Source organism: Chryseotalea sanaruensis, from assembly GCF_003990915.1.
In the GTDB taxonomy this organism is placed as follows: Bacteria; Bacteroidota; Bacteroidia; order Cytophagales; family Cyclobacteriaceae; genus Chryseotalea; species Chryseotalea sanaruensis.
The window spans coordinates 815,836-842,196 of sequence record NZ_BHXQ01000001.1; the positions used below are offsets into that span (position 1 = coordinate 815,836).

General features: G+C 40.1%; 18 protein-coding genes. 2 read left to right on the top strand and 16 right to left on the bottom strand.

From position 1 onward, the window contains the following. From SanaruYs_RS03310 to SanaruYs_RS03355, 10 genes are all read right to left on the bottom strand, one after another. A complete protein-coding gene (locus tag SanaruYs_RS03310) occupies window positions 1–4,971 on the bottom strand; it encodes a DUF6443 domain-containing protein (RefSeq protein ID WP_127121077.1) in 4,971 nt (1,656 codons plus the stop codon). A 13-nt stretch (window positions 4,972–4,984) separates the two neighbouring features. Beyond that, the gene (locus SanaruYs_RS03315) at window positions 4,985–8,473 is read right to left on the bottom strand and encodes a PKD domain-containing protein (protein ID WP_127121078.1); all 3,489 of its coding nucleotides are present in this window, start codon (window positions 8,471–8,473) and stop codon (window positions 4,985–4,987) included. Window positions 8,474–8,483: 10 nt separating this feature from the next. Beyond that, entirely contained in the window at window positions 8,484–9,782 is a 1,299-nt protein-coding gene (locus tag SanaruYs_RS03320) for a hypothetical protein (protein ID WP_127121079.1), read from the bottom strand. 4 nt (window positions 9,783–9,786) lie between these two features. Continuing rightward, entirely contained in the window at window positions 9,787–11,163 is a 1,377-nt protein-coding gene (locus tag SanaruYs_RS03325; protein WP_127121080.1) for a hypothetical protein, read from the bottom strand. A gap of 1 nt (window position 11,164) precedes the next feature. Beyond that, complete coding sequence (locus SanaruYs_RS03330; protein ID WP_148115035.1) at window positions 11,165–12,145, bottom strand: hypothetical protein; 981 nt, start codon at window positions 12,143–12,145, stop codon at window positions 11,165–11,167. 17 nt (window positions 12,146–12,162) lie between these two features. Next, on the bottom strand, window positions 12,163–12,639 hold the full coding sequence (locus SanaruYs_RS03335; RefSeq protein WP_306307917.1) for a GxxExxY protein: 477 nt from the start codon (window positions 12,637–12,639) through the stop codon (window positions 12,163–12,165). 75 nt (window positions 12,640–12,714) lie between these two features. Continuing rightward, complete coding sequence (locus SanaruYs_RS03340; RefSeq protein WP_127121082.1) at window positions 12,715–13,701, bottom strand: hypothetical protein; 987 nt, start codon at window positions 13,699–13,701, stop codon at window positions 12,715–12,717. Between the two features lie 732 nt (window positions 13,702–14,433). Beyond that, entirely contained in the window at window positions 14,434–15,969 is a 1,536-nt protein-coding gene (locus tag SanaruYs_RS03345; RefSeq protein WP_127121083.1) for an FAD-dependent oxidoreductase, read from the bottom strand. Between the two features lie 250 nt (window positions 15,970–16,219). Then, entirely contained in the window at window positions 16,220–16,702 is a 483-nt protein-coding gene (locus SanaruYs_RS03350; protein ID WP_127121084.1) for a CHRD domain-containing protein, read from the bottom strand. 382 nt (window positions 16,703–17,084) lie between these two features. Next, window positions 17,085–18,140 (bottom strand): WD40/YVTN/BNR-like repeat-containing protein, encoded by a 1,056-nt coding sequence (locus SanaruYs_RS03355; RefSeq protein ID WP_127121085.1) that lies wholly within the window; start codon window positions 18,138–18,140, stop codon window positions 17,085–17,087. A gap of 547 nt (window positions 18,141–18,687) precedes the next feature. Between SanaruYs_RS03355 and SanaruYs_RS20390 the strand changes: the two genes are divergently transcribed. Beyond that, window positions 18,688–18,810, top strand: a complete 123-nt coding sequence (locus tag SanaruYs_RS20390) for a hypothetical protein (RefSeq protein WP_262708658.1) — start codon at window positions 18,688–18,690, stop codon at window positions 18,808–18,810. A gap of 76 nt (window positions 18,811–18,886) precedes the next feature. Here SanaruYs_RS20390 and SanaruYs_RS03365 read toward each other — a convergent pair whose 3' ends face one another. The 6 genes from SanaruYs_RS03365 to SanaruYs_RS03390 all read right to left on the bottom strand — a co-directional run bounded on the left by SanaruYs_RS03365 (window position 18,887) and on the right by SanaruYs_RS03390 (window position 25,358). Beyond that, window positions 18,887–20,212, bottom strand: a complete 1,326-nt coding sequence (locus SanaruYs_RS03365) for a DEAD/DEAH box helicase (protein WP_127121086.1) — start codon at window positions 20,210–20,212, stop codon at window positions 18,887–18,889. 310 nt (window positions 20,213–20,522) lie between these two features. Beyond that, window positions 20,523–21,209, bottom strand: a complete 687-nt coding sequence (locus SanaruYs_RS03370; RefSeq protein WP_127121087.1) for a response regulator transcription factor — start codon at window positions 21,207–21,209, stop codon at window positions 20,523–20,525. Continuing rightward, the gene (locus SanaruYs_RS03375; protein ID WP_127121088.1) at window positions 21,209–21,526 is read right to left on the bottom strand and encodes a hypothetical protein; all 318 of its coding nucleotides are present in this window, start codon (window positions 21,524–21,526) and stop codon (window positions 21,209–21,211) included. Before SanaruYs_RS03375 ends, SanaruYs_RS03370 begins: the two co-directional genes overlap by 1 nt. Before the next feature lie 47 nt (window positions 21,527–21,573). After that, window positions 21,574–23,790 (bottom strand): xanthine dehydrogenase family protein molybdopterin-binding subunit, encoded by a 2,217-nt coding sequence (locus SanaruYs_RS03380; RefSeq protein ID WP_246011825.1) that lies wholly within the window; start codon window positions 23,788–23,790, stop codon window positions 21,574–21,576. A gap of 9 nt (window positions 23,791–23,799) precedes the next feature. Beyond that, on the bottom strand, window positions 23,800–24,774 hold the full coding sequence (locus SanaruYs_RS03385) for an FAD binding domain-containing protein (protein ID WP_127121089.1): 975 nt from the start codon (window positions 24,772–24,774) through the stop codon (window positions 23,800–23,802). Next, window positions 24,771–25,358, bottom strand: a complete 588-nt coding sequence (locus SanaruYs_RS03390; protein WP_127121090.1) for a (2Fe-2S)-binding protein — start codon at window positions 25,356–25,358, stop codon at window positions 24,771–24,773. Before SanaruYs_RS03390 ends, SanaruYs_RS03385 begins: the two co-directional genes overlap by 4 nt. Window positions 25,359–25,544: 186 nt before the next feature. Between SanaruYs_RS03390 and SanaruYs_RS03395 the strand changes: the two genes are divergently transcribed. Then, a complete protein-coding gene (locus SanaruYs_RS03395) occupies window positions 25,545–26,129 on the top strand; it encodes a Crp/Fnr family transcriptional regulator (protein ID WP_127121091.1) in 585 nt (194 codons plus the stop codon). The last annotated feature ends 232 nt before the right edge of the window (window positions 26,130–26,361 follow it).

Genomic DNA, 26,361 nt, shown 5'->3' on the forward strand with positions numbered 1-26,361 from the left:
TCAATAAGGAAACGGGGTACCAACTCTAGTTTGCCACGCATTCAAGTATCTATTAAGTTCTGTTGTGTACATAGATTTTCTGTACCCAAACTGAATATTTGCTCTGTAGCCTCTAATCTCGGCCCATACCTTTGTTTTCCAAGGTGAATAGCTCGTTTGGGAGTTATAAAAATTCCCCACATCTCCATAAAAATAGTCATTCGCATGAACCATTTCATGCCTGAAAGTTGAAGCTAAGGCTCTTAAACTCCTGCCTCTATATTTTAAATAGATGTTTGACTTGGTGCCCTCAGGATTATTTGTCATTGCATATTCCAATGTCCGCTCTCTCCCATCTATAATAGGTCTTGTCTGTGCATTTGTCGTAGTGCCATTAAACTCATCCGTTAGCGTGGCTGACATAACTCCTCCGGCTAAATCCAAGCCTCTTACAAGATCATTAACAAATGCTTGTTTACCAGCTTTGGTGGCATTGCCAAACAAAATATTCCTTTCATATTTTGATTGAGAAGCATTGATACCCCCTCCTATACCACCTAAAATTCCTCCAGATATAGCACCTGATCTGAAGCCATCGCCAAAGCTTCCGCCACTCAATGAGCTAATCCCGCCTGATATTAATCCGCCTGTTCCTGCTCCGTATAATGCACCAGGAACGACACCCTGTACGTTGGCAAGACTTGCAGTTGAACCAGCGAGCCCACCGATGGCACCATAAAGCGCTCCTTGTCCAATATCACCTCCTCCTAATCCAGCCATTGCGGCTCCATTTATTGACCCAGCTACAGTTCCTCCCACCAAGGTACTACCAGCTGCACCAAATGTTGTAGTGGTGCCCGCTGTTACTGCCGTGCCGATACCAGCAGTGGCAGCCCCAATTCCTGCTCCAGCAATCGTATATGCGAATAGATCCCAACCTGATTTACCTAGTGCCTTACCAGTGACAAAACCTCCTATTCCACCTACAACTGCACCAACTACGAAATTTACCCATTGACCATCAGGATCTATTCCAATAATAGGATTATTTCCCATTGCCAGATAAGGACTTGAAAATTGATTAGCTGGGTCAGTTGCAAACCATCTTCCTAACGTTGCGTCATATTGCCTTGCATGGAAGTTGTGCCACTCTGTTTTGTTTTCGTACTCCTTACCCTGGAAGTTGTAGCGGTTGTCCAGCTCGCCATCTCTTGTCCAGTTCAGGGCTGTCATGCCATAGGGGTAGTAGGCATTGATTTGTACTATAGGGCTTTCTTGATACGTAATCTTTAATTCATCAAAATGCACTTCGCCTGCTGTATTATCGAAACTTAAGTAGATAAAGAGGTAGCCCGTTTCTTTAATGCTAATAGACGGCAACACTACGGCATGCAAGGCATTGGCAGTATTGCCCACGGGCTGACTCTTCGCTTCTATGGGCTGGTAGTGTTCATTAAATAAAATGTAATTCAGAAAAGCCGAAGGTTTGCCACTGCCCTGGTCAGGGCTAAGTAGAAAATTGGGATTACCAGCTGAGCTCGCGTATGAACCATTGATACCATCAATAATAACTGTGGTTCCTCCACCCAATACTGAAGCGACTGCAGCTCCCATCGTAGTCAAACTGTTTTTTGCATAGGTGCCACCACCGGGGTACCAGGCCATTACACTCGCATCAATTACATCGCCTGGCAACACACGGAAGCTGCGCGCTGGCCCGGTTTTGTTATTCGCATTCATCAAATAAGCTTTGCTGCCACCAGGTGTAGCATTGCCGGGTGATGGAATTTCATTAACACTGCTCAGGTTAAAGAATTGCGTATTCTCCTGCGCATGGTTGGCACTTTCCATGGTGGCCACATAGGTGAAGGTATGTGGTGTGGTTTGTAGCACTACACGCGTACTACCCAGGTGGTCGTTGAGAAAATACTGGTACTCCCAATCTGTTTTATACAAGGCAATGCGGTTAATGTAAAAGGTATGCCCGCTGCTTACGCCATTCCATAAAACACCAACGGCAATTTGTGTTACACCGGCAGGTATAGTAAAGGTTGAAGTTGCCAAGGTTTCAGCACCCGAACCAATCGGTAAGGTTGCACCCGGCCAGAGGATATCGCCACCATTAACATTTTTAACATATAAGGCTGCTGTGGAGCCTACGCTTTGGTAACCTAATACTTTCAGTGAATAACTTTCTCCTGGCTTTACGCTAATGGTTCCTCCTATAGGGTAAACACCGGGCGTACTGCTGCTTTGGTTGCTTACTACTTTTATGTAGGTCTCGTTGTTCAGGTTCTCCTGCGTAATGGTTACGTTTCCATTCGCTGAAAAACCAGCAGTTGTATTGGCCTCTCTTATAGCCGTATTGGTAATGAGATTAGTAAAGCTTGCGGGCACTAAGCGACCCTGACTGTGGTGAAGCAACACCGGCTCTGTATTTCCACTGCTTCCCTCCCCGTAGTAGACAAATCCACCAACATATTCTCTTCTGTATTGTTCCTCATGTGACACATTATAATACACTTCTTTCAACTTGGCTCCACCCGCATCATAGGTATATTGTATATAGGAATTGTCGCTTAGCGTGATACGTTTCGGCAGATCCAGTACGTTATAAGTAATGGTGATGCCTTTGTTTTTATCTTCGATCAGGTTACCGTTTACATCATAGACATAATCATCCCCTGAAGTATTGCCATCCGTAAAGCCATCAACTCCTGCTCCTCCGGCTTGCAGTTCGTCTACCTTCATTAACTGGTTACCTTCGCTTGCGCCATAGTTGTACGATAAATCGTCAATCTTTTGGGCGTTGGTTGTTTTCCAGGCATACCGATCCATTTCTTTAATGTTGCCATTCAGATCGTATTTTATCCCTTCTTCTGTATAGGCATTTACTTCAGTATCAGCTGAGGCCATTAAAGTTTTGTAGGCACCTTGTGTTAAGGATTTTTTATCGTAGGTATAGTTGTAAACCCTGTCCTTATTACTCAGGTCATGCTTCCATTTTATGCCGGTAATGGAGCCATCAAATTTTTCGAAGTTACCTGTATTTAAGCTGTTATAGTAAGCCAGCTCCATGCTGAAGTAATCTACAGGATCTCCTGCCTCAGGATTGGTGTAGTTGATATTGGTGAGGCTACCTTGGATGTTGTAGCGATAATCAATGGCCTGCAGAGCTCCCTCCTGGCCTCCTCCGGGAGGAGAAGTAGTGTGCAGTTCTTTTTTTACAACCTGGCCTAATTCATTGTATTCAAAAGCGGTCAGCAACACCTCAGGCTGACTATCAATTTTATGATAGCTCTTCAGTAAACGCCCTGTCGGGTCGTATTCAAAACGTTCCAGAATACTGGTTGAGTTTGCACCTTTGGTATGAACGTGTTTGGTTTTTAATACCTCGCCCGTCCAGTTAGCGTATTCGGAGGTAAAACGATCTGTGTTGTTAAAAATGTTTTTGCCGATTGTTTGCAGGGGTCTTAACTCGTCATCATACCATGTTACGCTATTCAGCCATCCTATATCTGAATCCAACACACGGATTTTACCACCTGTTGCTAAATCCAGTACTTTATCGTTGACACCATCTCTGGCAGTGCCTGTAAAACCCACTTCATTTACAAAGTTGTAATTGTTGCTTTGCGGATCCCATTGATTATTGTTGAGGAAGCTGTAATCGTCATAATAGGTAATGCTTAACAGATCGGCCTCTGTGGCAGAGGGAAACGTTGAAGTAAGCGTATAACCAACAGCAGTTTCATTGGTTGTTTCATAACGCCCGGCAGCCGCTGCAACGGCTGAGCGCACATTGGCCTCATTGGTTTCGTTGGTTTTATAAATACCTGTAACAATGGGTCTGTTAAAGGCATCGTATTTTACAAAACTCCATTCTCTTGGGCTCTTGCTTCGTTGATTGGCATCTTGTGTCAATACGACACGATCCCATTGATCATATGCGGTGTATACCCAGCCTGCCCCCGGGGTTTTACTGGCAATTTTGCGTTGCTGGTCATCATAGCGATTTTGAAAATACCAGCGGTCGGCATAGGCTTGATCAGGTGTGTAATTTGTTGCAGCAGCAGGGGGAATTACGTATAACACATTACCATATTCATTGTAGACATAATAGGTTATTGCCCAACGATTTTCAGTAGTTTCCGATTCAGTCATTACTGTTCTACCTAGCCAATCGGAGTATGATCGTGTCTTAAAATTTTCCGTGTCTTCTGTTTCCTGATAAGCCAGCATACCTGCCGCGTAAGTATTGTTGGAAACAGGCAGGCCATTGGCATTGATGGTCCACTCACGCACAACACCCGCATCATTCAATCTTACTCTTGCAAAAGTTGATTTATTAGCATAGGCAGCACCAATATTTTTCACTTCGCTTACACCAGGGGCAGGGTCGTAAACAACAGCGCTATAGGGCCTGGTGAATTCATCCGCTACTTTATCATTGGTATTGCTATAGAAAGCCTCCTGCTGTGCGAGGGCATTGTTTTGAAATGCACCACCCGTTGCCCCTATCGTGTACGGTGCATAACTTCTTTCCGGGCGACCGAGTGCATCGTAGTAAGCAGGTTGTATCACATCATTCAGTGAAGGACTACTGGCCACACTTATGCTTTGTAAGGGTTTGCCCGCACCATCCGAATAGGTAAACGTCACTGATTTATCCAGGTTATTTAATGATCGTACTTGATCTTCGCTAGTCATGCCCTCAACCAATATGGACTCCGTACGCACAAAGTTTTGATCATTGCTTGGTGTACTGGGTACGGTGGCATTCGGGTGTACTTTGGCATAGAAACTACCTTGTGTACCATTAAAAATAAAGCCAGGCTTTAAGGTAAGGCTTTTTACAATCAGGTAATTCTTATTTTCGTAAGCCGTTTTTTGGGTTGTCTCAGTTATTAACTCAACCTGTTGCGCCACAGCCGTAAAGCTTAGTTGTATCAGGACAAACAGTGGCAAAAATTTATTAAGTATATTTTTCATTGCTAATTATCAGTTAGTTTTCAATGCCTACGCCTCCACTACCACATTGCGGATTGCTTTTAAATCTTATAATATTATAACTTCCAGTGTATGTTTTGCCACAGCCATCAGTTACAACACATTCTATAATGTATGTTCCCTCATTAAGTACATCATACAACGTATACTGATTTGAAGTTTCAGGCGAATAAAACCAATAGGCATCCTGAACCTTTTTATACTTCCACGCATAAGTATATGATGAAGGACAGCCCCCTGTTACATTAAAAGTAAAAGTTACAGGAGAACTTGGGTAGGTATTTTGATTACCCGGGCAATGGTCAAAGTAAGTATCTTCACCACCACAAAGATCAAGTTGAATTGGGCCATCAGCACAGATAGAACCTGAAACAACAGGATAAACAGTTATCTGTTGTGTTCGGGTTACCGGTCCATATTCCGGGTTTAGACCCGCCAACTTCACTGTATAGGTACCAGGAGCAGCATAAGCATGCGAAACCTGTGTGCTATTGTTATCAACCACGCGTCCATCACCCATATCCCACACAAGCTGCGGATTCCCTCCTGCTGAAGCAGCTACATCCGTTGCATAATAGATTACATTATCTCCTGGGTTAGACTCCTTGATCGAAGTAATTCTGAAACCAGGTGTTTCGTTTTGATAATGATAGCGATACTGTTTCATGATGTGATTATTCTCGTCTTTCACTTTGGACAAGCGATTGAATACATCATACTCGTATTTTATAGTAGTACCATTTGCATCAATCACGGAAGTAGGGCCTACATGCGACTTATGTACATAATTGGTTGTTCTAGTCGTGAGGCCTAGGGTAGATATAGAAGTCGATAATTCATTGAGTCTATCTGGTGTCCATGTGTAATTGGTCACTACTCCATCTGAAGAAGTTGTTTGAAGTAATCTACCGGTTGAATTATCATACGCATCATAAGTAACTTTTTTACTAAATTTAGTATAGTCGTAAATGAATTCTCTATTTGAGTTAACTACTGAATAATCATAGTTACTCTCTTGAACCCCTTCTTTTAGTGACCAAATCTCAGCAAGGAAAACTTTAGGAACCGTTGATGGAATTGTCTTTAAAAGCATGATATTAGCATCCAGAACTTTTGAGTTTGATCCGTTCTGATAAATGGTTGTCGTCTCAATAGGGATGCTTATCTGATGTCTTCTCTTCAATTCTAAAATTGAAGACTCCATGGGTGTAGAATATACGGGTTGCGAATCAATACATGTATAATAGCCGTTATTACAACCAAGCTGGCATTCTGATTTCTCAAAAGGGTCGGCAATTGAGTTACAATTGTCGTAACAATTATTTTGTTCTTGTTCACAGTCAAGTCCGTTGGATAAAATTGAATAGTAATCTGGAGAGGAAACAAATTTATTCTTTGTTATAAACTTTTCTGTTGGTTTAGCCTGATTATACTTGGCAGTTTTAGTTAGTTGATACGTAGTCGGATCATATTCGAAATCATTAACGATTCTGATAACTTTAAGTGTGTCTAACGGGTCAAATTGCTCTAAAATCTGGCTACTAACTACAAAGGGACGGGAAATAATATCATATCGACTAAACCTACTGCCGCCATTAGGATTGCAATCATAACTATAACTCGAAGTACTAACACCCTTCATAGATCGCTTTACAGGCAAAGTAAAGTTGTAATTATTAGTTACTCTTGAAACAAGTCTATTCAAAGAGTTATAAGTCTCTTGCTTTTTAACATTACCTCTTTCCCAAGAATACGAATCAGCCACTCCCCAAGTAGGTCCAAAAATATCAATAGTAGCAGGACTAGAATCTTCATAATTTGAAAATGTATGTACATTAGAACCTTGGCCATCAATTTTTTCGATAACTCTCGAATAACCTATGTGAGATCCATTGAGGTCAAAAGTAGAAGTAAGTGAGTGAGAAAATCTTTTGAAAGTTCCACCAAAAGCAATTCTGTAAGCATAATAGATCGGGACGTAGAATACCTGTCCAGAAGTAGTAATATTATCCTTTTTTAGATAATGATATGACTTTACAATTGATTGATTTATCCCATCATTATATTCAATATATTTTATTCTCAATCCTCCAATACCTATATAAGTATTTGGATACTGAATTGCATCATGTGGTTCGTAGGTGAATAACTTATAACCTCCTCCACGGGACTCTATTTTGGTTAAAATATTGGCCATGCCTTTTGGGAAGCTTGGTTGTCTTGATGCGCCAGAAAAAGAATGATTTTCTTCGTTAAGGATCAAATCGTAGTGAAACGAACTAGGCAACCAAGTGTCAACAGAATTAGAATTGTAATAACCCCAATGATCAATATTAGGTGAATCCTTAGAAGGTAAATTAGTCTCAAGATTATATGTGAAAGTCGCTATAGGATCTGGGGAAAGATCATAAACCTTATCTAATCGCAGCCTTTTACATTCGGAGTCACCTTTAGTGCAGGTTGGGTCATAGAAATAACTGTATTCAAATCTTGTTTTTGAAATCTGAGAATAGCTGCTATTCTGAAGAATAACACTCTCTAAGCGCAATGCTCCAGGGAAATCAATCCTCTCAGAGCTCCATTGAAATGCGATACTTCCGCTCGGAGAAGTAATCTGATAAGGATATTTTGTTGCAACGGTAACTAGCGTACTTTCGTTTTTTATCGTGCCAACATTTGGAGCACAATTACCTGCCCCCTCTACTTTAGTATAGTAGTAATTCATAAAACTAACAGTAGAAGATGTATAACTAAAGTCAAGGTAGTCTGTCTTATTAGGACTTTCTACCCTACTTAAATGCCAGGACGAAACAAAATTTGTAGAAGGACTGCCAGCAGGGAATACCTTTTTATAGGTACTGGTCTCTCTATGAGATGCAGATGATCCGAAAAAATAACTGATACCATTCTCATCAATTATTTCCCAGCTATCTCTACCTGATCGGCATATAGCAGGTTTAATTACAATATCTTGATATGGAACTGTGTAGACAATTCCTGCAGCATCCAGAAAAAACTTTCCTGATCTCCCCATAAAGTTGAAGAAAAAAATATCTGGCTCACCATCCCAAATTCCGTATGCTACATTATCCCTAAAAGTACTTGATAACGTAGTTGCGTTAGCCATTTCTCCACGATTATTAACACCACAATAACCATCAGGGAGTTCATCAGGAAGTCCCCTTACCATTCTAGTGATCGTGCCTCCGGCATTTAACGACCAACCTAAGCCTACAGACCCTGACTCCTCTTGAACTTTATGCCCTGAGGCATTATAACTCAAGCTTACAGACGCAGTCAATTCTCTACCACTTAGTTGGGTAATAGGTAAATTTACATGCGAATTACCAGTGTACAAATTAACTCCAGTACTTGCCAGTTTCGCCATTCCCAACGCATCAGGAGATGGTGGAATATAGTTCTGAGCCTGTACTTGAGATAGACAAGTAATCAGAAGTAAGGATGTGAATAAAATTACTCTCATACTTTTTGGTTTATTTATTTTCAAATTGATTTAATACTTTTTCAATTTTTATAAGCCTGCTTTGTAGAGCATCTGCTTGGGCTTTCTGCTGTTCTATTGTTTTATGTTGGTCAAGGATGTACAACGTCAACTCCTCCACCTTCTTCAGCAACAGCATGTTCATCTCACTCAAATTAATACCATTGGTTTCCATCTCTTTGGCAGATGGTACTTCAGGTAAATGCTTGTTGGCTTTTATGTAGTTTTCTATTTCGGTGAGTGAGGGCAATTGGTAAGTAGGCTCGAAAACGTAGTCGGGGCCGGTGCCTGGAGTCAGTGAAACCTTAACTTCTTTACTGTGCACTGCTCCATTACTCACGATAAAATCTCCATTTGTTTTAAATAGATAATTAATGGAGTTTTCCTTTTTGATTTTAAGTCCATCAGATTCAATCTGAAAATGGTAAATCATACTTGGCCCATAATGTGTATCAGATAAGGCAAGAAGTGATGGAACCCAGGCATCTGTATTAATGTGTAGTTTACCAGACGGACTAATTAATCCTAAGCCAAGATTTCCCGCAGTGGTTAAGTTCATTGCATCCGTGCCTGCACCTCCTCCAATATGAAATTTCAAATTGTTAGAAGCATCACTTTCAATGAATGCTCGAGGCGCTCCTCCAACTGTCTCTAAAAATTGTATTTTATTTCCTCTAACCATACTAATGGTTCCATTAACCTCTAATTTAGAGGCTGGAGCCACGGTTCCAATACCTAAGTTTCCTCCATTAATAAAATTATTTCCCTCTGAATTAAGTTGTACATCCGCGTTTCCATTTTTATCTCTAAGCAGGAAATAAATATCTCCATCACCATCACTGACAAAACCTGACTGGTTAGAAAGTCCATTCGTGCTTATCATTAAAGGCCAATGTATATTTAAATTGTTACTTGTGATTTGAAAAGCATTCATATACGGTGCGCTTGCTGAATGTGTTAGCACCAATTTAGCATTAGTCAAGGCTGAGCCGCCTATGCCTACATTTCCGAAAATATTTGCATTGGAGGAAAGAAACAGGTTACGCCATTTTAAGGAAGAAGAACCTAAGTCTCGTTCACTGTCATTATTGGGCCACCAATGTGAAACTAAACGAACAGCATTATCTGGAGAGTCATTGTCATCTATAATACTAGCGGCTAACAGAGAGGTATTGGAAACACGCACTGTACCATCGGGACTGGTGCCTACCGTACCACCGGGTGTTAGTAATACCTGGCCATAAAGCGAGCCAACACTTAGGATTGAAATACAAACAATTAATACTCTCATATTTTTAGTCTTTTCTATTTAGAAACTCGATGCTTTTTTTAAGCTCCTTATTTTCTACTTTCAATTCTTCTACCTGTTTACTGGTCTTAATCATGTACAACGTCAATTCCTCCACCTTTTTTAGCAACAGCATATTCATCTCACTCAAATTAATACCATTAGTTTCCATCTCTTTAGCAGAAGGTACTTCAGGTAAATGCTTGTTGGTCTTTATGTAATTTTCTATCTCGATGAGAGAGGGCAATTGGTAAGTAGGTTCGAAGACGTAGTCGGGGCCGGGCACTTGTAAGTCTACCTTTACTTCTTCTGCATGGATAGTGCCTTTTACTGCGAGTTTGGCATCGGGGTTGGTGGTGCCGATGCCTACGTTACCAGAACCTACAATTTTCAAGACTGCATTTCCATTGGTATTTGCCTGCTCATTTGCTATAACGCTTCCTTTCTTTGCATAAAAAGTTACATCACCATTGTAGCTCATTTGAATAGTAGAGAAACCATGATTATTGCTATTAAGGACTCTTACCACTGAGTTATCTGAAACATCTAAATATTTCGCCTGGACGTTCATGCCCAAAAACAAATCTCCTGAAGATTTTAAGCTTCCAATGTGAGCATAGCCTCCCATACTAATCAAACCATTCATCGTGGATTGACCTATTTGCAAATTTGCTGTTGGTGATGTTGTGCCAACACCAAGCTTACCATCATTCTTAAAAACTATCTGCGGCAGGTAATTAGTTATCGATTCATCAAGTGTTGCTCCATTATACATTTGAAATAACATATTACCTGTATGATCAACAGCTATTGACGCTCCTCCTTGTTGGGACGTACCCCCAAGTTTTCTAAATTGATTTGGCACTACTGCAGTATTCACTACTGCATTAAATCCTATTTCACTACCGTAAATACCGTTTCCACCATTACTTTTTATAATAACAGGTCGTTCTGTATTGACTTGAAATTTTCCTTGAGGTGCAGTTGTATTTATGCCCACATCTCCAGTACTATTAACTATAGTCATTCGTGTTGAAGTATTTGTTTGAAGGTAGAGATCATTAAGATCATAACTTCCTATACCACCGAAAACTGTAACGGGCTTATCAAAGTAAAATCGAGGACGATCCGTTCTAAAATGCATCCATGCGGTATTGGCAGAACCTATGTCAACATACCCTGTTGGTGTATTAATTCGAAGTGCTCCACCTCCGGCATTACCCCTGATTGCTCCATTGATGTGTAGCTTCTCCAAAGGAGGGTCTACTCCTATTCCAACATTCCCGGAATTTGTATGGAGTGTGTTGGTGACAGAAGTATTCCATTGAGCATGCACAACAAAACTACAAGCTGTGAGCATGAAACTAATGAGGAGGTTTTTCATTTTACTTGATTTTCGTTTTTAACATTTCAATCTCTTTTTGTTGCTCTATCAAATGCAACGTCAACTCCTCCACCTTCTTCAGCAACAACATATTCATCTCACTCAGATTAATGCCATTCGTTTCCATCTCTTTAGCTGAAGGTACTTCTGGTAAATGCTTGTTGGCTTTTATGTAATTTTCTATCTCAATGAGAGAGGGCAATTGGTAAGTAGGTTCGAAGACGTAGTCGGGGCCGGTGCCTGCATTTACATCTACCTTAACTTCTGTGGAGTAGACTGTACCATTGACAGTGAGTTTTTGAGTGGGGTTGGTGGTACCGATGCCTACTTTACCAGAGGCATGAACGGAAAAATGGGGCTTCCACTCTCCCCCATTCCAATGATGAGTACCAATCGTAAACATATCTTCCTGCTGACCGAAATCATCCCCAAGGTTTAATCTCAGCTCTGATTTATTAGCACTATTATTATAGCGTGATATCCATAAAGGATCTCCATTTAATGAAGCTCCTAAAAAATTTAATGTAGCACCATAACCAAGAACAACTGAGTTTGGACTCCCCACATTAATATTTCCATTGACTTCTAACTTTGCACCTGGTTGAGAAACACCAATACCCACATTACCATTAAAAAAAGCATTTCCTGAATTATAAAGAATGGCATTTGGAGTGGTATAAGGACCAAGTTTAAAATCGCCATCAAATAATCTTAGGTTAAGGGTTGCTGTACTATTTCCAAAAAGCATAAGATCATGATTTTCTCCATTTGGAGGAGAACTAATCATATAGGGGGCTGAATCGCCAACTAGCGATGTCCCATAGCTCCCAAACGAGAGGCCATTGGTTCTAATATTACCTGTTCTTTCAATCTGTCCATTAACATCCGGGCTGCCTGTCCATTGCTGTGCCTGTGAATAATGTGTAAGTGCGCTGAGAATGAAGTAGGTTATGACGAATTGGTATTTCATTTTAGTTTTCATTTGTTGTTCTGTTTCGTTTAGAGGTGGTCTGAACCATGATGATTGGGATGAATTGGATGAATGAGATGGTTGACATCCACAAACTTTTTATTTCTAAGTCGATGAAATTCTAATCTGGTGCTTCCAAAGTTGAGTAAAAGACCTACCTCAAGGTTATAAGCTTCCAGATAATTAAGCGCTTGTGCCATATGTACTTTCTCTAATTGTATAAGCGCTTTAATTTCAACACAGATTAAATTTTCAACTAAAAAATCTACACGTCTTGATCCAACTTGTTTTTCTTTATACACAACCGGCATTTCGTATTCCCTTGCAAAACCAAGTTTTTGCAATTCCATCTCATACGCAAGTGATCTTTGGTAGATGACCTCCTGAAATCCATTACCTAAAAAAGTATGTACTTCCATAGCACAGCCAATCACCTTGCCTGTAATTGCTGAGTATTTGAGTTCGTCATCTGCCATATTAAATTTCAGACTTATATCATTTTGCATTTAGATTTTCCATCCTATTAATCCCAATCATCCCGGTTTTTATCCCAACCATCGTGGTTCGGACGTCCTTCAACACTACTCCTCCTCTCTTCTTTTCAATTCATTGATTTCTTTCCTTTGCAACTCATTCTCTTTTTCAATTCTTATCAAATGCAACGTCAACTCCTCAACCTTTTTTAACAACAGCATATTCATCTCACTCAAATTAATACCGTTAGTCTCCATCTCTTTGGCAGAAGGTACTTCGGGTAAATGTTTGTTGGCTTTTATGTAGTTTTCTATTTTGGTGAGTGAGGGTAGTTGATAAGTTGGTTCGAAAACATAGTCGGGCCCGGGGACTTGTAAGTCTACCTTTACTTCTTCGGCATGGATGGTGCCTTTGACTGCGAGTTTGGCGTCAGGGTTAGTGGTGCCGATGCCTACTTTACCAGAGGCATGAACGGAAAAATGGGGCTTCCACTCTCCCCCATTCCAATGATGAGTACCAATTGTAAACATATCTTCCTGCTGACCGAAATCATCCCCAAGGTTTAATCTCAGCTCTGATTTATTAGCACTATTATTATAGCGTGATATCCATAAAGGATCTCCATTTAATGAAGCTCCTAAAAAACTTAATGTAGCACCATAACCAAGAACAACTGAGTTTGGACTCCCCACATTAATATTTCCATTGACTTCTAACTTTGCACCTGGTTGAGAAACACCAATACCAATGTTACCATTTTGCAATAGACTCAGTCTGCTAACACCTGATTTGTTATAAAATTCAAGGCTTGCATTGTCATTTTCTTTCCCAATGATTCTCCATTGTTCAACGGAATTGGCTGAAAAGGATTGCCATGTATACGAATTACCTTCTGATAAACCAATAAAATCCAGCCGAAGTGTTCTGTTAATGTTTGACTTGATATGTAAAGGGCTTGATGGAGAACTCTCCCCAATCCCCACATTCCCACCATTATAGTAGATATTACCAGTAGTAGCCCCATTAGGATTCCATTGAGCAATGGCGTGACAGGCTACAAGCAATAGCAGCGTCACCATGAAGATAAATTTCATTGATGAAGGTTTAGATAAGAAAGTAAAAAAGTAATCGCTGCACCAATCAAGCCCGGGGCAAATAAAATTATTATATCTGTGGCTGCAAAATGAATGGATGAATTAATCTTGTTAAAATGATAAAACTCCGAAAAATCAAAAATTGCCGCATTATCGATACCTTAATTTTAAGGTATACTCATGCTTAAATCTGTTGAAATGGCTTTTTAATAAAACTAAAACCTTAAAATTAAGATAGGTTGTAATGATAGTAAAGGGGCATTGATAATCCGGGAGGAATAGTAAAGATATAGAATGGACTCAGGCTGCTCAGCAATTGAAACATCATTAAATAAGTGAGAAACAAAATGCTTAATCTGCTTTTAACAATAATAAATCAACCAAATTTTTTATCCCGATTTCAAGGGACAAAACCAGGGATTTCAACATCAATTTACTCTTCAAAAAATCGGGATAAATTGAGCCATTTTCTTGGATAATTGTGAAATTTTTGAAAAGAGTGAGACACATTTTAATTTTCAAGAGTGTTGAACGCTCAACTTCATGCCAACACACTTGCCACCAATAGCATCCATGCTGGCAGTTACCCAATAAAGCTAACTTCCGGAAGTGATGATAATTATTCATTCACGTTAGTGTAAGGCACCCTAACAATAGAAAAGCATTTCTAGAATTAATTGCAAGCAGTGAAACAAAAGCATACCCATTCCTTGTTTAGAATGTTTTACGCTATCACACATTCTCCTTTACTGAATGATGTATGTATTCAAGATCGTGATCTGCCGGACCGTTAAGTACTTTCCCTTGAATTGAGTAGCGTGCACCATGACAAGGACAATCCCATGATTTCTCGGCAGTATTCCACTTTACAATACACTTCATGTGCGTACAGACAGCACTTACAATATGTATAGAATCAACACCATCACTGTATACACCTATTGGATGATTATCGATTTTTAAAACTTTTCCTTCTCCGGGTGGTATGCTTTCAAAATTTTTATCCTCATACAATGAAAGCGCTTTTGACATCAGCTGTTTTACTACATCAAAATTGTGTTCTACAAAATTCTTAAAGCCCGCAATCGGTTTTAGCCGTGAAGGAGAAAAGATATCAATCAATTCATTTTTTTCCTGAAAAATTATACACTGAATAACTTCTGCAGCAATGTGACTATAGGTCATTCCATTTCCACCAAACCCTGTTGCAACTAATACCTTTTCGTTATGGGACGGTAAATGACCTATGTAGGGAATTCCATCAGATGATTCATAGTATTGCGATGACCATGCATGTGAAATGGAACTTATATCAAAATGAGTTCTTATGGTTTGCTCCAGACTTTCGAAGCATGCATCGGTCTCTTGTTCATATCCCGTTTTATGATCTTTACCTCCTGCAATAAAATACTCTTCACCATCGATTAATTGTGTACGATAGTAGTGATAAGGATCCGCCATGTCGTATATCAAATCCTTTGGATATTGGCCCGACTTTAATCTCGCCACCATGGCATAACTTCGGTAAGGTGTACAGCGTAAATGAAGCAAATTAATACCGGGAGGAATGTGAGTAGCATAGACAAGGTGATCGCATTGAAAGTTACCCATCTCCGTCTCAGCCTTGATTAATTCACCACTTTCATCTGCTTTTATAAGCCTGCAATTCTCGAGAATTATGCCACCTGCTTTTTCAAATGCAGCAGCCATTCCATACACATAGTTGACTGGGTGAAATTTACCCTGGTCGTTGATTACCATCGCTTTTAAAAATGCAATGGGTACAGGAATATCTTTACTATGCGCTGCATGAACACCTACTTTTATACAGGCGTCTAAAATTTTATCCAGTTCATCCACTTGCTTTTCATTCTGGGCAAACACAAAAGCTTTACAGTCTTCATATCCACAATCGATAGCAAAGGTGTCAACAGTTGATTTTATCTTTTTTATTACATCTTTCGCAGCCTTAGCGATATGCCTGGCAACTTCAAGATTAAAATTATCAATAATGGTATTATACGGTGTATCCAAAAAAGTATTGATGTGTGCCGTTGTTCCGCCTGTAGTTCCGTAGCATAAATTTCGTGTCTCCAGCACAAGACAGTTTTTTCCTCTTGTCTGTAAGGCCAATGCAGTGGCAATTCCTGTTATACCACCACCTACAATTATTACATCAAACTTCTGTGAATGCACAGACTCGAATACTGGTTTATAGGTTTTTACCTTTTCTTGCCAAAGGCTGAGATGTACTCCATCACGTATCATTATCGAATACTCGTTTAGTTATTTGGCACTACACAATCTGCGAACCAAATCTTACTAAGCGTAAATTATTCCCAAAAAGAAGTAAAGATGAGAATGGATTGTGTAGAAAATTCTCCATCCGGAAGGACTTTGCGTAAACCAGTGCCAATAGTGACATCAGCCTCCTGAATTATTACCATGTGTTTAAACCCTACAAAAGAAAAGAGGGCCTACATAAGACCCTCTTTAAAATAAATAATGCACTCCTTAATTATTGTACTTGTGTGGTAATTTGACCTCGGATTTCTCCGTTGGTATTTGTTGCAGTATTATAGCCGTAATACATGTTACCTCCCAAAAGCTGTTGCTCCTGTGATTCTGTAAGTGTCATATTACCAGAACTACTACCTGTTGCTGTTGTGCTACCATTATATGCCCATGGTGTTCCTACTGTAGCACCGTTTACGCCTGATGCTCCGCTATAAAAACCACCACCAGTTGGTGCGCCACTTAAGCCAGCCCAACTATTAGTGTAATTTAATACACGGGTATTCGGATTATAAGTACCTGTCATCGTTCCCGTACCTGTTCCACTGATTGCCGGAACAACCTGAGTGCCGTTCGCACTTCCGGTGATGTTATAATTTTTCCCTGTTGCATTATTATCATCATCGTCATCGCAACTCATTGTCATTACACTTAATGCTACGACCGCCATCATCAACATCACCTTCCATCCCTGACCTACTTTCATAAATTGTTTGTTTAAATTAGTTTATACTGTGCTGTGGCACAAAGTCGGTGCCTCCAATAACTATGCTTATTAAAGACTTGGAATGCTGATTAAGGGATGAAGTAACTATTCAATTGGGGTAAAGGGTCACAAAAAGTTCCCACTTTGTTGACTTTAATACAGTATGGAGGTGGCTCATCATTCTTTCTATTGAGTCGATTGTTTCTCGCAGAGGACCAGGAATATGAAACAAAGTAACATACTTTCAATCATCAGTAATTGTTGAATTTGCACAGAATAAATATCAGCATACCAAAACATCGCTATATAATGTAATACTTTAAACCATCTTAATTAAATGAGCGAATTCAATTTACATAACCTACTCATTTACAATCACCTATTAGCATCCTGAATTGACAGCAACAGCGTATACTTCATTTCCAGTCACAAACAGTTTAAACACTTTTCCAGAATCATTGTAAGTAGCAGTATTCCATGTCGGAACAAATACCAACTTTCTTTCCGCCATACCGGATTGAACCAACTGCCATGTTTTGCCCATATCAGCCGAACGATAAATACCATCCGGATGACCACAGAGTAAATTGTTACCTACTTGTTTGATGGATGAAATGGATAAAGCAGGCTTAAGTCCTTCATCAATAGTCTTCCAGGTTATTCCTTTATCCAATGATATAAATATTCTTCTGGATTGGTTAGCAGAACTATAAGCTATGGCAGCAAATCCTCCTTCTATACGTTCAATAGCTATACCTACTCCACCTTCGCTTATTACCCATTCCCAATGTTCACCGTTGTCTATCGAACGCATAATACCATTTTGACCAGTACCGATAAGAACACCATCAGACTCAACGATATCCATTACCCAACCTTCATTTTGTACTTGCTTCCAGCTTTGTCCCTTGTCCGCAGATTTGTAAAGACCATTTCCTGAACCTAAGAACAACGTACCATCAGAAGTTTCAATAATATTGTTCATCGACTGCTTTTTAGAATTTGCATATACCGGTAACCAGTTGTCTGCAGCCGATGCTTTTCTATAAATCTTTCCATCATAATTGTAAGCCAGTACACCCGAACGATTGAAAGCAATTGAAGGACTTCGTAAATCAAGGCCATTCTCTTTTTCCCAAACAGGCTTGGTAAGATTAGTTTTACTACGATACAAATCATTTTTTACACGCATATAAACATCAGACTCACCTGCAAAAAAGTCTTCAGGTTGTACATTCACAGGCAAACCCTGACTGATGTCCTGCCAAGTCTGTCCACCATCTTTTGATTGGTAAATAATGCTGTTTACTACTGGTGCAAGCACATTGCTTGTGCTACATTTTAAAGGCTTTGCCGCAGTTAATTGGGCATGTTCCAAAGTCGGTTCAGCAAAAAATGTACTCAACATGCAATAAAAGGTCAGCTCTAGTAAATCCATAATCGATTTGATTTTAGTAAAAGAATGCATCAAAACTAGACGGCCAGTGAATCAAAACGCCATTTCAGATGTAAAATGATGTAAACGGATATGTAAAAAGATTGTAATTAAGGTTTATGGTAGGTTATTGAACTCAATTGTTAGCGCTCCAGATCAATTAAACTAACAACTATGAAGATTTTCAACAATAGTAAAACGAATCGCTCAGCAAAGTTTACTTCTGAATTTAAAACAAAAGACAATAATGAAACACATTTTTTACTATAAGGGCAATGCCTGCGGCCCGGGCTATCCACTACAAGTCCGGCCTCGCTCCTTCCCGCGCGCTTCGGGCTTTCCGTTTCTATCCCTATTGCATTTAACAGCGCGCCTTGAAATAGCTGTTACTAAAATAAAACCATTACAATTTTATCATATCATATCAAGTTTAGCTCACAAAACGCACTTGACTAAAAAGTATTACTACCTTAAAAAGGTAAAAGATTATATGTCAATCTGGACATATGTCTAATATTCATAACAGTATTAATATTCCGTTTCTTAAGAAATGAATAGTGCAAAGAAAAAACGGCTTGAAGCAAAAGGTTGGAAAGTTGGCAGTGCAGCAGAATTCCTGAATCTATCTTCTAAAGAAGCCTCTTATGTTGAGCTTAAAAGAAAATCTAGATAGAACGTGATAGGAATGTTGGCAACCTAAATAGGTAACTCACTCGAGTTTGGGCATAACTAGTTGAAGAAGCGAAATATCAATTCGCTACTTCAACCTTTACTTTAATATTTTTTAGTTTTTCTTGCTGTATTGCCTCCAGCACCTTTTTCACCAAGGGTCGCTTTATAGATACATAAGAAGCATAGTCAAGTGGCATGATCAACCCAATGTCATCTCCTGTAATTCCGCCTTTTTTTGTCAAAAAGCCAACAATGTCACCCTTACTCACTTTATCTTTTTTGCCTGCGCTTATGTATAAACACGCATAGGCAGGTGGTGGTGGCAGTTTCAAAGTTTTGGGTACGGGTATGGTTTCAATCTTTTGCGTGAGGTATTCAGGTAATGATTCATCATCGGCAAGAATCAAATACGCTTCGCCATGCGCATGCATACGTGCTGTCCTTCCATTTCGGTGAATGAATGCATCTTCTTTCGGAGGTAATTGATAATGAACAACATGTTTAATGTCCGGAATATCCAGTCCGCGTGAAGCCAGGTCAGTTGAAATTAAAACATTGTGTGCCCCACCCCTGAACCGGATCAGGTTTTTCTCACGATCAATCTGTTCCATTGCACCATGGAATGTGCCATGTTCAAAATTCTTGCTCTTAAACAGCATACTGATTCTTTCTACGGCTTCGCGATGGTTACAAAAGACAAGGCACACCTCCTGGTTAAAACTGGCTACCAGTTTCATCAGCGCATCAACTTTATCTGTGCTATTGGTGTGGAGTACTTTTAATTCAAGCTTAGGGTCCGGAACGGAAGTCAAATAATCAATCGTGTTCAGTCGCTTAAAAGGAAGAAAATCCGGTAGCGCTCCCTGATTAGTAGCAGAGGTTAGTATATGTTGCTGACGTTGGTTCAATGACTTGAATAGGATGTCCAGCTGATCATGAAAGCCCATCTGCAAAGATTTATCAAACTCATCAAGCACTACAATCCTGACACCTGATGGATCAAATGATTTACGATCGATATGATCTGCTAGTCTGCCCGGTGTTGCAATAATTACTGCTGGTGCTTCACTCAGGCTATTCTGTTCCACTTGAAAATCATGACCTCCATAACAGCAGGTAACTTTATAAGAAGTCTTCATTGCTCTGAAAACCTGTTCGATCTGTAATGCCAGCTCACGCGATGGCGCAACAATAATCGCTTGCACCAACTTATCCTTAGCGGAAAGCTTGCTAAACACAGCGGTTAGAAATGCCAGCGTTTTTCCAGAGCCTGTTGGTGCTAAAAGCATAAGATTCGTACCCGGTTCGGCCTTTTCAATCAGCTCAAGCTGCATTGGATTAAAGGCTGGTATGGACAAATTGGCTAAGAAATCGCTATAAAGTGTATTAAGGTTGGGCTGCATGGTGCAAAGATAGGGCTATAGCCATTGGGATACTATTGTGAATGTTGGTACAACGCTTTTGGCAGTGCAGCTATGCCTTTACAAAACACCTTCTGGTCTTAGCGTCTCGCTAAGACTTCCTTGCAATACGCACTCAAGACCATATCAAGGATCGTAGCGAGACGCTACGACCTTAACTATAATTCTGTCAATCAATAACAACGCTACAATTTATTTCTAAAACAAAAATAATCTCTTGCGCTACTGCATCTTAAAATAAGATATAAAAAATGATACGTTATGTAGCCTTTTCAAGGGTCGTAGCGAGACGCTACGACCAGTGTGGGGAGCCTTTATTTTCAAAATATTGCTTAATCTTCTGCATATCATCGAGGAGATAAGTGTTTCCAGCATACAGTTCTTCCAACCTTCGTAATAACTTCTCAATATCTGAGTCATTCAACAAATAGGAAGCTGCTACACAGCTTAAAACTTCTCTTTTCCCAATGATCTTCTTGACTTTTTCATTTTTGAAAAATAAGTCAGATAAATATTTGTAAATCCCCTGAAGAGAATTCACTTTCTCAAAGAACGGTAACCCCACTTTCTCCATGTAATTCACATGATCAGCAACTAGTTTGCTTAAATCACTTTCTTGGTCAACTTTATAAGTAGTACCGTTATCAACATCATCTTCATTGTCTCCTAGGTAATCGTATTCATGAACCCCAAATTCTTGTGCAAGCCGACAACCTGCAAGCCGACAAATTGTAAGACCAAATTTCTTCTCCTCAAACACCAACTGTAAAGTGTTTTGTACAATGTCCTCTACGACACATAACGAGGGGTTAAAATAAATGTAGTCAATGTTTTTTGCTGACACCCCCCATTCAACTTCGAATCCATCCTTTTTAAAAACTCCATTTGTTTTGCTAAGTTTAAAACCCTTCGATTCGTAAAAAAACAATAGTGCCTCATGAACCTTTGCTCTTAATCTCTTTTGTTCTGTACTGTTCATTAGTCAAAAAGATTGATTACTTCCTTAACTATACTAATATCATCCGCAGCACTGCCAAATATTTTCAATGAACCTATTTGATTTGCAGGAATGGTAAAACTTCCATTTATAAAATCATCTGCATTGATATCAAAATCTCGGTAAATAGCTCTTAATTTATCAGGATCAGATGCCTTTATTTTTAAATCTTTTCCTTTCATAATTGGGAAAACGGTTTTTTGATTAGTGGTTGCAGCTTCTAACCAGTCGTAGGACCAATTTTTATCTTGTGTAGAAAACGTAGCATCTCCCAAATGAAACAAGCCATCATCTCCCACTAGTCTTAGCGTCTCGCTAAGACCTACAAGCTTGACCTTTTACCGTACTAACCCAGCAAAACCTTATCCGGAGTAATAGGCAAATTGCGTAAGCGCTTACCCGTTGCGTTATAAATGGCATTGGCTATAGCAGCTGCACATCCTATTATACCTACTTCACCTAATCCCTTAGAACCCATTTGATTGATGTTGGGATCTGGCTTGTCAATGAAGGAAACCTCGATGATGGGAGCATCTGCATTAACAGCGAAGTGATAACCTGCAAGATCATTTCCTAAAAGACTGCCAAACTTAACATCAGCCTGTTGCTCTTCCATTAAGGCCATACCAATGCCACCAACCGCAGCTCCTGAAACCTGGTTGGCAGCAGGTTTCTCATTAATAATTTTTCCTCCATCTGCTACACACACCATGCGATCAACTTTCACTTTGCCTGTTTTACTGTGGACGCGAACGATGCAAAAATGTGCGGCTGATGAACAGAAGGCAAATTGCTGACGCTCTTCACCCGGAGCTGACGTAGCTTCTGCTTCAATGGTAGGCTCATCTACTTTCTTCCACAAGTCTGCGTAGCTAATAAATTGTGCATTGGCTTGCTTGTATGAAATTCCGTTTTCTGAAAGCAAAATATCGGCAGCAGCTGCATCTTTGTATTGAGCATTAATTGCAGCTGCATAAGTAGCAAGCTTTTGTTTCAACAAGGTGGCAGCATCCATCACAGCACCGCCTAAAGAAGCAAGTCCGGTGCTACCCCCCTGACTGGGAGCCGGAGGTAAATTTGAATTACCTAGCTCAACCTTGATTTTGTTTTTCGGCATACCCAGACTTTCGTGGGCAAGGTTTTGCATCGCGGTTCCTGTTCCTGTTCCAATATCAGTCATAGCAGTACGAACGATTATTGTTCCGCTTTTATCCAGCACAATGGAAGCACTCGCCTGGGTTCTTCCTGATGTCCACATGCCAATAGCCATACCGTAGCCGATTTGCCAATCGCCTTCAGTAACCTGACCAGGTGTTTGTTTTCGGTTTTTCCAGTTGATTTTCGTAGCCCCTTGTTCCAGACATTCATCAATGAAATGCGTTGACCAGGGTTTACCCGATTCCGGATCATTCTTTAGCGCGATATTTTTCAGTCGTAAAGCAATCGGATCTTCATTCAGCTTATAGCTAAGTTCATCGATAGCACTTTCTATGGCGAAGTCACCTGTGCAATCGCCCGGCCCGCGCATCCAGGTAGGTGTACCTAAATTTAATGGAACAATCGCTGACTCCGTTTTTAAGTTTTTAAAATCATAAACAAGGCGCGCAATACGGGTAATGTTCTCGTTAAAGTTTTCAAACACTGAAGTAGTATGCTTCGCCTGGTGGATCATGCCTGAAAATTTACCACTGCTATCCGCGCCAAGCTTAATTTTCTGCCACGATTCAGGACGATAGCCAACGAGCGAAAACATTTGCGGCCGTGTTAGCATAAGCTTAACAGGGCGTTTCACTTGTAGTGAGGCCATCACAGCCATTAACGTATTGGACCAAACCCGTAAACCAGAGCCAAATCCCCCACCCACAAATTCACTGATAACTTCTACGTTTTCTCTTGGTATAGAAAACAATCCGCTTATAACGCGTTGCACTGAATTTACACCTTGCGTTTTTTCATATAACTTCACTTTGTTGTCACCCACCCATTCAGCAATGGTGGCATGCATCTCCATAGGATTATGCACTTCTTCTTTAATCGTATACTCTGCTTCAACTATATGTATAGCATTCGACCATTCATCAACTGTGCCTCGCTCCTTCCCTGCTGCCTTTAACGGTATACTAGGATGTGTTTTTACAAAGTCAACATTAAAAACCTCTGCTGTATAATCGGCAGTAATCAGTGAAGCAGCGTACGTTGCTTCTTCCAATGATTCAGCAACAACAAGTGCAATGGGCTGGCCCTTAAAATAAATTTTATCGGTATAAAAAACTGGTAACCCAACTCTGGATTCTCTTATTTTTGTTTCATCTGCAAATCCCGGAACAACAGGTTTATTCTGGTGGTAAAGAATATCAATTACGCCAGTGGCCCGCTTTGCCTTGTCAACCTGTATGGCCTTAATTGTTCCAGCCGGAATGCTACTGGTTACCAACACGGCATAGCATACACCAGGTACTGTGTACTCTGCTGCGTACTTCCCTTTACCTGTTACTTTAGCGATGGCTTCTACGCGTCCTTCGGCTGGCATTAAAGTGCTTAGTTCATTATCAAAGAATTCCATAAAGTCGGTCTAGGCAGTTAAACAATTTTGTAATGCAACTTCAATTGCTCCTTTAAGCATAGGCACTTTAAATGCGTTGCCCTCAAGTGGCTTGGTCTGCTCAGCAGCGATCCGTGCAGCTTCTTGAAAATTGGCAGTATTGGCTTCTTTACCTTTCAGGAAATTCTCTGCATCTGACCATCGCCAGGGTTTATGCGCCACACCACCCGAAGCTAACCGGGCATCAACAATGCGATTATTCTCAAGGTGCAATGCGGCCGCCACAGATACTAAAGCAAATGCATACGAATCGCGATCCCTGAGTTTGAGATAAGCATAATGCTTATTGAAAGGATTCACAGGAACTTCAATTGCCGTGATGATAGCATTGGCCGGAAGATTATTGTCCTGGTGTGGTGTATTACCTGGCAAGCGATGAAAATCCTTGAATGGAATAATACGTTCCTTTTGATTTTTCTCTACCACTTTAACGGAAGCATCTAAGGCAACTAATGCAATGCAAAGATCAGAAGGATGAACAGCAACGCAATCTTCACTCCAACCCACTATTGCACTCATGCGATTATTTCCATGAAGCGCACTGCAGCCGCTTCCTGGTTCTCTTTTATTACAAGGCATATCCACATCATAAAAATAGACACATCGGGTACGTTGCAGTAAATTACCACCCGTGGAAGCCATGTTTCGAATTTGCGGAGAAGCTCCTGCTAGTATTGCTTTTGCGATTAAAGGATACTTCGTTAGAATTTCATTGTCTAAAGTAAGTGTGCTGTTGCGAACCATCGCACCAATTTGTACTCCGGTTTTGAGTGGTTTGATGGATGATGATATCGTTGTTATGTCTACTAACATCTCTGGCTGAGCGATGTGCTTCTTCATCAGATCAAGCAGGTTTGTACCACCGGCTATATATTGCCCTGTATCTTCCTTTTTGGTTATGCCGTCCTTGACAGTTGTAACCTTGGTAAAATTGAATGGTCTCATTTGGCAACTTTTTGAATAGCTTCTACAATTCCGTTATAAGCACCGCAGCGACATAGATTGCCACTCATGAATTCCTTTATTTCAGCAACCGATTTAGTGTGTCCTTCATTTACACAAGCTACTGCCGACATAATCTGCCCAGGTGTACAATAGCCGCATTGGAACCCATCGCATTCAATAAAAGCTTGCTGCATTGGATGTAGTTTTTCACCATCGGCAAGGCCTTCAATGGTGGTTACTGTTTTACCTGGCAACATGGCAGTAAGTGTTAGGCAGCTAAGTACACGTTGACCATCTACATGAACTGTACATGCGCCACATTGACCATGGTCACATCCTTTTTTTGTACCTGTAAGCTGCAGTTCTTCGCGCAACAGATCTAACAAGGTGCTGCGCGTATCCGCTGTTACCTTATAAGGCTGTTTGTTTATGGTTAAGGTGGTTGGTAATGTTTCCTTTGGTGGAACAAGGAAGCTCTTAACATCCTGATAAAAAGCGTGTACCGTTGAGGGTACGGCAGCCAGCGCAACAAATGCACCGGACACTTTAAGGAAAAAGCGCCTGCTGAGAGTTTGTTCATTCATATAAAGATGCGTTTACACTAAAACTAGTCAACCTAACCCATATTTGACAAACCAGCCATCAATTTAGTGTCATTCAAAATAGTCTTCTTTAAAATGAATTGATGAAATGTGTATTGTAACTGGCTTGAGAAGAATCTAAAAGTCCTAACTTTCCGTTAGTAAGCTAAAAACTCAAATAGGTACCTTATGGAAGAAAAGCTTTTTGAATTCATTGCACAGTATATGCCGCTTAAAGACGAGGAAAAGCAAGCCCTCATCGACTTGAATATTTTCAAGTACTACACGCGGGGCACTATTCTGCTTCATGAAGGAGAAATCTCTGATATTGGGTATTTCGTAATGGAAGGAATGATCCGATGCTATTATGTTATTGATGGAGAAGAAAAATCAACGGCCTTTTACACAGAAATGGAAGGCCTCAATCCCATTTGTAGCATTAACAAGAAACCATCCGCCTATTTTGTTTCCTGTGTAGAAGACTCTATTCTCGTTGTTGCTAATTCTGAAATGGAGAATATAATGTTTGAAAAATTCCCTAGGTTTCAGATCCTATGTCGAATTATGGCAGAAGAGCTGTTGGCAAAAAATAAGGTTGAATTTGACGATTTCAAGACCTCTACACCCGAACAGCGCTATTTAAATTTACTTCACTTAAGACCTGATCTGCTTCAAAGAGTGCCACAATACCAATTAGCGAGTTACCTCGGTGTAACGCCTCAATCCCTCAGCAGAATGAGAGGTCGTTTAACAGAAAAGGAAAGGGCAAACTAATCTTCAACCTTCAAAAATCATTGCTTTGCAAACAGGTCATAGTTGTGCATTGAGTCTTGTCTTGTAATTATAATATTTGACTTATCCAACCGGATAGCTTTTACTATTTTCTTTATTTTCCAATCACTTCCTGATCATGAAAAAAATTGAAAAAAAACAGTTAAATGAAGCGTGATCTCTACTTGGCCAACTCCTTTATTAACTTTAGTTAACGACTCACTGGTAAACATCC